This is a genomic window from Thermosediminibacter oceani DSM 16646, from assembly GCF_000144645.1.
Taxonomy (GTDB): domain Bacteria; phylum Bacillota; class Thermosediminibacteria; order Thermosediminibacterales; family Thermosediminibacteraceae; genus Thermosediminibacter; species Thermosediminibacter oceani.
In genome coordinates this window covers 1,620,662-1,631,685 of sequence record NC_014377.1, presented here as the reverse complement: position 1 = coordinate 1,631,685, position 11,024 = coordinate 1,620,662, and the positions used below count along the sequence as shown (strand labels likewise).

Sequence of the window (11,024 nt, the reverse complement as noted above, 5' to 3'; positions counted from 1 at the left end):
CCTTGAAGGTTATAGGCCTTACCGGTGGCATTGCTAGCGGCAAGAGCACCGTATCCGCGATTTTACGCCAAAAAGGGGCATATATTATAGATGCCGACGAGATAGCCAGGGAAATTGTTAAGCCGGGTAAACCGGCATGGAAGGAAATCGTGGATTATTTCGGCAGCGACATTTTGAACGAAGACGGTAGTATAAAGCGAAGAAAACTGGGGAGAATCGTTTTTTCCGATGATAAAAAGCTGGCCGTGCTGAACAGGATAACCCACCCCAGGATTGTCGAGGAGATCAAAAAAGAGCTTGAAGCATGTAGGCAAAGGAACGAGAAGGTCGTTGTGGTAGACGCCGCCCTTCTTCTGGAAATAGGCCTCGACATGCTGGTGGACGAGGTATGGCTCGTGTCGGTCGATGAAAAAACCCAGGTTAAAAGGCTTATTGAGAGAGAGCGATCTATAAGCTATACCGAGGCACTGGAACGGATTAGGGCTCAAATGCCGCTGGAAGAAAAACTCAAGTTTGCAACCAGGGTTATAGATAACAACGGCGATATAGAAAATACTAAAAAACAAGTAGACAGGATATGGAGGGAAATTGAAAAGTCGTGGGAAGATTCAAAACACGAAACGCAGCAGTCTACATTTTAATGTTACTGGGTTTACTGGCGCTTTATAACAACATTTCCTGGTTTTTAAAGTATCTTTACCCTCTAAGATACGAGGAGTATATCGTCAGGTATGCTGCCGAATACGAGGTAGATCCTTATCTGGTGGCTGCCGTGATAAAAGTAGAAAGCAACTTTTCCCCCACGGCTGTTTCCCCTAAGGGGGCCATAGGATTGATGCAGCTTATGCCTGAGACCGCCAGGTGGGCTGCAGACCAAATGGGAGTCCGTAATTTTAACGGAGATTTATTCAATCCGGAGCTGAATATCCGTATAGGTACCTGGTATCTGTCGATGCTAATAAAGGAATTTGACGGGGATACGAATATGGCACTGGCGGCGTACAACGGAGGGACTGGCAATGTAAAAGAGTGGATAAAAAACGGAGTATTAAGCAGAAAAAGGGACGTAGATTTGATCCCCTTCGGTGAAACCAGAAATTTCGTGTATAAGGTCAAAAGAGCCTATACCTGGTACAAGAGATTGTACAAACTATGAATTAAGAATTTTTTATGGAGGTTAGTTTATGAAGGAAATCAGGACTCTTGAGGATGTAAAAAAATTGAACCTGGAACCGCAGAGGCTTTTTTATTCGGCCAGCCACGAAGAAATAAAAACAGGAGCCACCGCCGACATTTACTTCGTAAAGACCATGGAGATTTTGAATCACATGGGGCTCGCCCGCAAGGAGGTGGTGGCAGAGGTTTTCCCGAGGAAATCGGGCATTATATGCGGAGTGGAAGAGGTCCTGAATCTGTTGAAGGACAAGGACGTGGAGATTTACGGCCTTCAGGAGGGAGAAAGTTTCTCACCAAAAGAGACGATAATGCGAATAAAAGGGCCTTACGAGGAATTCGCAATTTTTGAGACGGCTCTCCTCGGCATACTGGCTCATTCCAGCGGCTGGGCCACAGCGGCCAGGGAATGCAGGGAGGCGGCGGGAGACAAGGTTATGATCTGCTTCGGGGCTCGCCACGTGCACCCTGCAGTGGCACCGGTTATGGAGAGGGCGGCCTTAATAGGCGGCGCCAGCAACGCCAGCTGCATACTCGCCGCCAAGTTGCTGGGCAAGCAGCCTTCGGGCACGGTGCCCCACGCCGCTATGCTGATCGCCGGGGATACCATATCGGTGGCCAGAACTTACAACGAGATAATGCCGCCGGATTCGCCGAGGATTATCCTGGTAGACACCTTTAAAGATGAGGTCGAGGAATCCCTGGCGGTGGCGGAGGCCCTGGGCAGAGCCCTGGAAGGGATAAGGCTTGATACCCCCAGCGAGAGGGGAGGCGTGACCAAAGAGCTGGTCTATGAAGTCAGAAAGAGACTGGACCAGAAAGGCTACGATTATGTAAAGATTTTCGTGTCAGGTGGGCTTACCCCCGACCGGATAAGGGAACTCTCGGAAGCCGGGGCCGATGCCTTCGGGGTTGGAAGCTATATATCGGGTGCATCACCCATAGATATGACCATGGACATCAAGATGGTAGAAGGTAAGCCCGTAGCAAAACGCGGACGAATCCCTGGGATTATCGAGAATCCCAGGTTAAAGAAATTAAAGTAAAGTTAAAGCTCCGGGAACCAAAGGTTTATTTCCCGGCGGGCGTTCTCCGGGCTGTCGGAGGCGTGAACCAAGTTGTGGGTAGTTGACGTGGCAAAGTCACCCCTGATTGTGCCGGGGAGGGCTTCTTCCACTTTTGTAGCACCGTTAAGGAGCCGAACCAGCTTTATAGCGTTTTCGCCCTCAAGCACCATGGCAAAAACCGGTCCGGAAGTAATATAATCTACCAGTTCCCGGAAAAAGGGTTTAGAAGAGTGTTCCCGGTAGTGTTCTTCGGCCAGCTGCCGTGAAACGGTGAGGAGCTTGGCCGCTACGAGAGTTAGCCCTTTCTGTTCGTAGCGCTGTAAAATAGTCCCGACGAGTCCCCGTTTTACGCCGTCGGGCTTTATCATGACAAAGGTTCTTTCCAAAAGCCATACCTCCCAGAATTTTTTGACTATATTTTACATAAAATTATTTTACAGTGCAAGTTTTTTATGTAAGGTGATGCGCGTGTTTAAAGACCGCATCGATGCAGGTAAAAGGCTCTCTCGGATTCTTGAAAAATACAAAAACACCGCGAATGCGGTGGTTTTCGCAATACCCAGGGGTGGGGTGGTGGTAGCCAGGGTTGTTTGCGACTATCTTAACCTTCCCATGGATATTGTCGTTGCACGCAAAATTGGGGCTCCGTTTAACGAGGAGCTGGCGATTGGAGCGGTAGTTCCCGGCGGCAGAGTTTTATTGAACGAGGATGCCGTAGCAATACTGAGGGTGAGCGAGGACTACATCGAAAAGCAGAGGCTGCGCAAAATCGAGGAGATCAGGCGGAGGCTGGAAATGTACCGGGGAAGCGACGCTTACGCCAACCTGGAAGGCAAGACGGCCATCATAGTGGACGATGGTATCGCCACCGGTTATACGGTCAAGGCTGCCGTGGAGTTCGTCCGGGGCCTAAACGCCGGCCGCATCATAGTAGCCGCCCCGGTTATAGCACCCGATACCCTGAGGGAGCTTCAAGATCTTGTCGACGAAGTGGTTTACATTTACTCCGAGGAGCCCTTTTACGCTGTAGGACAGTTTTACAGTGATTTCAGAGAGGTGCAGGACGATGAAGTCCTGGTAATGTTAAAAAATAAAAGAAAAGGTGAGTAAAAATGCCGCTTTTGCTTAAAGCAGTCATCATGGGAATAGTCGAAGGTCTGACCGAATTCCTGCCCGTATCCTCAACGGGCCATCTAATTATTGCCGGTGACCTGATAGGTTTTAAGGGTAGCCCCTTCCACATAATGTTTGATATAGTGATACAGCTCGGCGCAATACTCGCAGTGGTGTTTTATTACAGGAAGAGAATAGCGAGCTCCCTGAGGCAGCTTTCTCCGGGGCAAAAGGGGTTTCGTTTCTGGCTCAATATTTTGATAGCATTTTTCCCGTCGGCCATAGCCGGAGTGCTGCTTAATGATTATATTGAGGAGTATCTGTTTTCATCTTTTACGGTAGCTATTGCCCTCATAGCCGGCGGTTTTCTCATGATATTAGCCGAAAACGTCTTCGGCCGTTACGGTATAAACGACGTGGATGATATGGATGCCGGGAAATCGCTGATCGTCGGGATTGCCCAGTGCCTTTCACTGTTTCCCGGCATGTCGCGCTCCGCTTCCACAATAATGGGCGGTATGGCGGCAGGATTATCCGTGAAAGCCGCCGCGGAGTTTTCCTTTTTTCTGGCCATCCCCACCATGCTGGGAGCCACCGCCTTTTCACTGATGAAGGGATTTTCCGCCGTAACTCCCGCGGAGTGGCAGGCTTTAGGCGTGGGATTTGTCGTTTCCTTCCTGGTGGCCCTGTTGGCGGTGGACAGATTTCTGGCGTACCTTACCAAGCATTCCTTAAAATCTTTTGCGTATTACAGGATCGTCGCAGGAGTAATCATGCTTATACTCGTATATACCGGGCTAGTGGGATAAAACATTTCATAATTATATTATTTTTTTACAGAGGCAAGCCTTCATTTATATGACTTGCCTCTTATTTTGTTGGATTTTACTTTACAATACAGCCTGTTGGTTTCATGACCCCGACCCGGCGGTAGTTACATACCATAACCCAACGGCTCTTCAGTTGGTTCCGGAGCGGTTTTCCTTAAACTGCAACAGGTAGAGCTTGTAGTAAAGTCCCCTCTTTTCCAGCAGCTCTTCGTGAGTTCCGCATTCCCTTATCCGCCCTTTGTGGAGCACAATTATCTTGTCGGCATGCTGTACGGTTGACAGGCGGTGGGCTATTATTATCGTCGTGCGGCCCCGGGTGATCTTCTCCAGCGCATCCTGAATAAGAGACTCAGTTTCGGTATCAACGGCCGATGTGGCTTCATCCAGTATGAGGATGGCTGGGTCGAAGGCCAGAGCCCTGGCAAAGGCCAGAAGCTGCCTCTGGCCGGCGGAAAGGGTGCCGCCTCTTTCGGTGACCTCTTCGTCGTATTTGTTCGGTTTTGTTTCGATAAATCGGTGCGCGTTGGTGTAACGCGCCACTTCCCGGATCTTTTCATCGTCTATTTCGGTGTCGTTGAGACGGATGTTATATTTTATGTCTCCGGAAAATAAAAACACGTCCTGCTGCACCACGCCTATCTGGCGCCTTAAGTCGCTCTGCCTCATATCCCTTATATCTACGCCGTCTACGAGGATCTGGCCCCTGTTCACGTCGTAAAACCGGCAGATCAGATTGATTATAGAAGTCTTTCCCGCGCCGGTAGCGCCTACCAAGGCCACGGTTTCGCCGGGTTCTACTTTGAAACTCACGTCCTTCAGTACCCAGTCTTCACCTTCATAGGCGAACCATACGTTTCTGAATTCTATTTCTCCCCTGAACCTGCCTACCGCTACCGGATCGGACGGGTCTTTGATCGGGCTTTCGGTATCTAGCACCTGGAAGATTCTTTCGGAAGAGGCCATAGCCGACTGGAGGATGTTGAATTTTTCGGCCAGGTCGTTGATGGGTTGGAAGAACTGGCCCATATAATGGACGAAAGCATAGAGGGTGCCGAAGCTCAGCATCCCCCTTATAACCCTCGGCCCGCCGTACCAGATGAGTAGTGAGAGGGATAGGTAGTACACTAGGTCCAGGAATGGCCGGAAAACGGCAAATACCTGAAGCTCCCTCATAGTGGCCAGGTAATATTCCCGGTTTATACGGTCGAATTCGGCAAACTTTTTTGCTTCTCTGTTGAATATCTGAATAACTTTCATCCCCGTAATGTTTTCGCTCAATGTCGCATTGATGCGGGCGATTTTCTTTCTAACTTCCCGATAAGCTTCGCGGGCTTTATTCCGAAAAATAACGGTGGCTACGGCTATGATGGGAGCTACGGAGAGCGCTGCTATCGCCATCCTAAAATTCATCCTCATCATGACAATGATGATACCCAAAAGCAAAAACAGGTCCTTGAACAGGTTTACCAGCACGCTGGTGTACATCTCATTGAGGGTTTCGGTGTCGTTGGTTACCCTGGTAACCAGCCTCCCTACCGGATTCTTGTCGAAATATGAAAGGTGCATGTTTTCGATATGGCTGAATATTTCCTTCCTTAAATTGAGTATGATGTTCTGGCCGGCATACTGGAGCAGGTACACCTGGACATAGTTGACCGCAAACCTGATGAAAAGTATTAAAACAAAAATTAGCGACAATCTGGTGAGCCCTTCTACGTCGCGGGCCCTGAAACGCTTGAGTTCATCGGGATCAAGCGGGAAAGCTTTCAATAGCTTTTCTCCCTGCCTGGCGACGATTTCGCCGTCAACGGTTTCGATAATGACGTTACCGTTTTCCGCAAAGCCCTGGACCAGGTAATACTTTCCGTGCTGCTCTACAATCCGGTAGTGAGTCGCACCGGGTGGTGCCTGGGAAAGGTCACTGCTTCGCACCAGCGTTTTGTCATGCCAGCTGACTGTGTGTGCTCCCGGCGGGATTTTATCTCGGGGGACTTCCAAATACGGAATTTTAAAGGCATTGATATAGCCGTCGAGGGCAGAGCGCACTATGTACGGCTGAGCCAGGTCCGCGGCGGTGACAACCATTAAGAGAAGGATACAGAATACCATCAGGGCAGCATAAGGGCGCGCATATTTCAGGAGCCGCCTGAAAATATGAAGGTCGATAGGTTTTTCCTGCAGTTCGTCCTCGTGAAAACCGTTCAACAGTTACACCCTTTCCTCAATTCATCTCTTCGAGAGATTTTTCAAGAAGCTGTTTCTGGTAGAGGTTGTAATATATGCCCTTGATTTCGAGCAGCTCTTCATGGGTTCCCCTCTCGACGATCTTCCCGCCGTCCAGAACTATGATTTCATCGGCGTGCATTACAGTCGATATGCGGTGGGAAATTAGAATACTGGTCCGGCCGCGGCAGAACCGTTTTAAATTGACGAGGATTTTCTCTTCCGTGGCCGCATCCACAGCCGAGAGGCAGTCGTCGAGGATAATTATTCTCGGGTTTTTGATCAGGGCCCTGGCAATCGAAATCCTCTGCTTCTGACCGCCGGAAAGATTGACACCCCGTTCGCCCAGGAGGGTTTCATACTGCTCGGGTAAAGCCAGTATATCTTCGTGAATGCCTGCCATTTTTGCAGCATCCACTATTTCTTCATCGGAATATTCACCGCTGAAAGCTATGTTTTCCCGGACGGAGGTGGCAAAGAGAAAAGTATCCTGTGGGACGTACCCCACCTTTTCTCGCAGGGTTTTGAGGGGAATTCTGTTGATGTCGATGCCGTCGATGTATACGGTATCCGGCGGTACCGGATAAAGGCGGAGAAGAAGACTTGCTATTGTGCTTTTTCCGCTGCCTACGGCGCCCACGATGGCGAGGCTCCCGCCGGCGGGGACCCGCAAACTTATATCGCTGACGGAAGGTTTTTGAGCTCCCGGGTAGGTGAAAGTCAGGTTTTTGATTTCTATCTCTCCCCGCAGGTCATCGACAGGCAGAGTATCGGGCCCGTCAAGCACCTCCGGTTTTTCCTGTAAAATAGCGTTGATTCTCTCCATGGACGCGGCACCCCTCTGTATCAAATTTATAAGCCAGCCAATGGCTATTGTGGGCCAGGTGAGGAGGCCAAGATACGAGATGAAAGCCACAAAATCGCCCACAGAAATGCGGCCGTACATCGTAAGTTTTCCACCGTACCAAATAACGATGAGGAGGCTAAGGCCCGAGATCAACTCGATCAGCGGGAAGAACATCCCCCATATCTTTACGAGCTGCATGTTCGTCTCCATGTTATACCGGCAGATCCGGGAAAATTTCTCCATCTCCTTTTCTTCCTGTACGAAGGACTTAATTACCCGGATACCCGCGAAATTTTCCTGAGTGCATTCGGTGAGTTTTGAAAAAGCCTCCTGGACGGCTTTGAAGCGGTTATGGATCATCGCGCCGAACCGCGTTACGGTAAAGACCAGAAAGGGGAGGGGAAGGAGAGCAAAAAGCGTCAGCTCCCAGCTTATGGTCTTTCCCATCATAAAAATTGCCGCCAGCGTCATAAATGCTGCATCTACCGCCAGCACGATTCCCATACCCAGAGCTTGTCTTACCGCCTGGATATCGTTGGTGGCGTGCGCCATTATATCGCCGGTCTTATGGTGCTGAAAATACGTCAGTGATAGGGTCTGCAGGTGGGCGTAAAGCTTATTTCTCAGCTCGTATTCGATTTTCCGGGAGCTTCCAAGCAGGTACATCCGCCACAGGTACCTTAGGAGCGCGATGGCAAAAGCTATTAATATGAGAGCGGAAACGTACCTGACGGCGAAATCTCTATTAAAAGTCCCTCGGTTTATGGCGTCAGCCGTTTCGCCCAGCAACCTGGGGTAAATTATCTGCAGGAAGTCCACAACTACGAGCCACAGCACACCCACTGCGTACATACCCTTATAGCGGTAAAAAAAATCCCGCAGGGCAAGAAAATTTCTCATAAAATCACTCCGTTTCCAGATACATAATTATTCTATGTAAAATAAGGAAACCCTTTATTTTAATAAATTTAAATATAATTTTAAACGAGAACCGCCAAAAAAGGCCGAAAAGCACGACTCAACAACCAGCTCCCGGCTCGTCACTTGACTTATTGGAGTGAAAATTATATAATTTTTACCGTTCGTGGTAATTTTATACCTCTGTCTACCGTTGGGCCTTGTAAAAAAGCAGGGTCCTTTTTAAATCTCGGGATGGAGGTGAAGCCATGGACATCAAAGGGATAGCGGAGGAAGTCTGCAAAAAGACAGGGGTTGAAACTACAGGGCGCGATGTGGAAAAAGTACTGTCGGGGCTGACAAGCAGTTCCCATTTCTGGGAGGTCGTCTGTACAGCCCGGGAGCCGTTCAGCGTTGTAGCTGAAGTAGTCGAGGTACTAAAGCGGACAAGACTGGTAAAAGTAGATGAACAGGGGGACATATATTTTACTCCTGAAGGCATGAAATTTTTAAAAAGCCGCGGGATAACCCCCAGGAAAGATTACACCTGTCCGGCGTGCGAGGGACGGGGAATAGGGCTCGAGAAGCTGAAAGAACTGGTGCAAAAATTTGATGAAGTGACCGCCGACCGTCCCAAAGCCATAATCGATTACGACCAGGGATTCGTGACAACACGAACCGTGGTGAGCAGAATAGCCCTCATGGCGGACAGGGGGGATCTGGAGGGTAAAAAGCTATTGGTTCTGGGAGACGACGATCTTGTGAGCATAGCCGCCGGCCTTTCGGGGATGCCAGCGGAGGTCGTCGTCATGGAGATCGACGACAGGCTGGTTGAATATATTAATGACAAAGCCACTAAATTAGGGCTACCGGTAAAGGCTATAAAGTACGATTTCAGGGAAAAACTGCCCGATGAATACGTGGGTTATTTCGATACTTTTACCACAGACCCGCCGGAGACCCTGGAAGCCCTTGAGGTCTGCATGGGCAGGGGACTCACGGGCCTTTCAGGCGAGGGGTGTGCCGGTTACTTCGGGCTAACCCGTACGGAGGCTTCCCTGAAGAAATGGAACCTGTTCCAGCAGATGCTGGTAGATAAATTCAAGGTGGCCATTACCGATATAATTGACGACTTCAACCACTACGTCAACTGGGATTACCTGCTGGGTAGCATTCGAGACGATTACTCTTTCGTGCAGGTAAAACCCAGGCTCAACTGGTACAGGTCCTCAATGTACCGCATAGAGACGTTAAGCGGCTTCAAGGGAATGGAAAATAAGTCTATGCCCTGCGAGCTTTACATAGACCAAGAGGCTCTGATTTACCGACCGGGGCAAATGTAATGTGCCATAGTTTCGTTCAATAGCTTTTTATTTCTGGGCAGGTTATCCCAGGGCAAAGAAGAGATGTCAAAAAGCAAAGAAGTGTAATTAGAAAGCTGATCCAAAACAACTACAGGCATAGAACCAATTGCAGGATGATAAAAGCAGCGATAAAACTTCAACGCCTCAACAGGAGTCATTCCATTCATGTTTTTGCCAAAATGCGGCCGCCTGTAGTTGAAATATAGTATCCAATTTTGAGCCATCTTTAGGAATGAAGTCCTTGAAGTTACTTTTTTCAAGTTTAAAGCGTAAAACTCCTCATCATCAGTGCGGTGAGAGCGTTCAACGAAGCAATTTGTTTCCTTATTCCTTTCCGGGATATTAAGCAAAGATACGTTCCAATGATCGAAAATAAGTTTTTGAATGAGTTTTCTTTTACGAGAGCCGGCACTGCCTCCGAACTCTGCTCCATTGTCTGTTTGAAAGAAGAGTTGATGTTTTACACCGAAGGCTCTAAGCCAGGCTGCCACAAGCAGCATGAAAGTCAACCCATTTTTAAAATCGAGAGAATCGGCATACGCAATAAAGCGCAACCTTGTTTTAATATCAATAGCAGTGAACTGAAAAGGAGGCAGCTTATTTTTGAAAATAGATGCATAAGCTTCGGGAGGCAAAGCCGATTGATCGGCGATATGTTTTGCATCGATCTGCCAGAGCTGCAAAGGTTCGAAGGCGGAGAAATCTGTAGCAAATCGGCGGGAGCCGGTAAGCGTCTTGTGTTTACGGCAGTGTATACCGTAACGTCTTCTAATATTTCGAATAGTAAAAGGGGAAAGTTGAATATTGAAGGTATTTTTAATGAACAATGCCAGCCTTTTAGAGCCCAGATTAGTTTCTTTTGCCAGAGTAACGACCAAATTTTCGATGTGCTCCGGAGTTCTGTTAGGCATGCGGAATTTAGGTCCTCGTTTTTTGATACAGGCCGATATATCCCCATTAGAAAGCCTGAAACGCTCTCTTAATTTATACACCCATCTTGGAGTAACACCCAAGATTTTAGCGGTTTCTTTAACGGAATGAGACTCAAGTAAAGAGATAGTGATTTGAGCAACAGCCTGGGGATTACCCGAAGCTTTAAGTTTTTGGTATAATGTCATTGGGTGGGATCCCTCCTTAGTGGGTTTCTGTTGTTCCATATCCATAATACCCCAGGGATACCCACCCTTTGCAATGTCTTTTTCACTTTAATAAAGTAGTGTGAACGAAACTGTGGCTCATCTACAAACCGACCGGGGCAAAAGCGTTGACAAAGAAAAAAAAGTGTGGTATTTTAAATATTAAAACTTGAAAAGCAAAAACGATGAAGGGGACAGTAAGCGCCGGGAAGCCCCCAGCGAGCCGGGGTTGGGTGGGAGCCCGGTGGATTTACCGGTGGCTGAAGATCACCCCTGAGTGAGGCCCGAAACCAGCGGAGTAGGAGCCTACGGCTATTGCCGTTATCTAGACAAGGGAGGTGCGGGAATTTTCCGCACCTTACCAGGGTGGTACC

Annotated in this window: 10 protein-coding genes and 1 other annotated feature (1 of these 11 cut by a window edge); of the genes, 6 read left to right on the top strand and 4 right to left on the bottom strand. The window is 48.7% G+C overall.

Annotation, left to right across the window (positions count from 1 at the left end):
• Window positions 1–2 precede the first annotated feature (2 nt).
• The 3 genes from coaE to TOCE_RS08265 are packed head-to-tail and all read left to right on the top strand — an operon-like array spanning window position 3 to window position 2,219.
• Window positions 3–641 (top strand): dephospho-CoA kinase, encoded by a 639-nt coding sequence (gene coaE, locus TOCE_RS08275; RefSeq protein ID WP_013276412.1) that lies wholly within the window; start codon window positions 3–5, stop codon window positions 639–641.
• A complete protein-coding gene (locus TOCE_RS08270; protein WP_013276411.1) occupies window positions 641–1,156 on the top strand; it encodes a lytic transglycosylase domain-containing protein in 516 nt (171 codons plus the stop codon). The genes coaE and TOCE_RS08270 overlap by 1 nt, the downstream gene beginning before the upstream one ends.
• 28 nt (window positions 1,157–1,184) lie before the next feature.
• Window positions 1,185–2,219 carry a nicotinate phosphoribosyltransferase gene (locus tag TOCE_RS08265; protein ID WP_013276410.1) on the top strand — a complete coding sequence of 345 codons (1,035 nt, stop codon included), beginning with the start codon at window positions 1,185–1,187 and terminating at the stop codon, window positions 2,217–2,219.
• Between the two features lie 2 nt (window positions 2,220–2,221).
• Here TOCE_RS08265 and ndk read toward each other — a convergent pair whose 3' ends face one another.
• Window positions 2,222–2,626 carry a nucleoside-diphosphate kinase gene (gene ndk / locus TOCE_RS08260; RefSeq protein WP_013276409.1) on the bottom strand — a complete coding sequence of 135 codons (405 nt, stop codon included), beginning with the start codon at window positions 2,624–2,626 and terminating at the stop codon, window positions 2,222–2,224.
• 82 nt (window positions 2,627–2,708) lie between these two features.
• Between ndk and TOCE_RS08255 the strand changes: the two genes are divergently transcribed.
• Together TOCE_RS08255 and TOCE_RS08250 are read left to right on the top strand one after the other, a co-directional pair.
• Window positions 2,709–3,350 carry a phosphoribosyltransferase gene (locus TOCE_RS08255; RefSeq protein WP_013276408.1) on the top strand — a complete coding sequence of 214 codons (642 nt, stop codon included), beginning with the start codon at window positions 2,709–2,711 and terminating at the stop codon, window positions 3,348–3,350.
• A 2-nt stretch (window positions 3,351–3,352) separates the two neighbouring features.
• Window positions 3,353–4,162 (top strand): undecaprenyl-diphosphate phosphatase, encoded by an 810-nt coding sequence (locus TOCE_RS08250; RefSeq protein ID WP_013276407.1) that lies wholly within the window; start codon window positions 3,353–3,355, stop codon window positions 4,160–4,162.
• Between the two features lie 150 nt (window positions 4,163–4,312).
• Here TOCE_RS08250 and TOCE_RS08245 read toward each other — a convergent pair whose 3' ends face one another.
• Both TOCE_RS08245 and TOCE_RS08240 read right to left on the bottom strand, forming a co-directional pair.
• Window positions 4,313–6,388 carry an ABC transporter ATP-binding protein gene (locus tag TOCE_RS08245; protein ID WP_013276406.1) on the bottom strand — a complete coding sequence of 692 codons (2,076 nt, stop codon included), beginning with the start codon at window positions 6,386–6,388 and terminating at the stop codon, window positions 4,313–4,315.
• Between the two features lie 16 nt (window positions 6,389–6,404).
• A complete protein-coding gene (locus TOCE_RS08240; RefSeq protein WP_013276405.1) occupies window positions 6,405–8,153 on the bottom strand; it encodes an ABC transporter ATP-binding protein in 1,749 nt (582 codons plus the stop codon).
• Window positions 8,154–8,419: 266 nt separating this feature from the next.
• On the opposite strand from TOCE_RS08240, the gene TOCE_RS08235 reads away from it, so the two are divergent.
• Complete coding sequence (locus tag TOCE_RS08235) at window positions 8,420–9,493, top strand: bis-aminopropyl spermidine synthase family protein (RefSeq protein WP_013276404.1); 1,074 nt, start codon at window positions 8,420–8,422, stop codon at window positions 9,491–9,493.
• Here the strand turns inward: TOCE_RS08235 and TOCE_RS08230 are convergent.
• The gene (locus TOCE_RS08230) at window positions 9,472–10,632 is read right to left on the bottom strand and encodes an integrase core domain-containing protein (protein ID WP_013276403.1); all 1,161 of its coding nucleotides are present in this window, start codon (window positions 10,630–10,632) and stop codon (window positions 9,472–9,474) included. The genes TOCE_RS08235 and TOCE_RS08230 overlap by 22 nt on opposite strands.
• 194 nt (window positions 10,633–10,826) lie before the next feature.
• Window positions 10,827–11,024 (top strand) — a binding site (T-box leader); it runs 23 nt beyond the window's last position.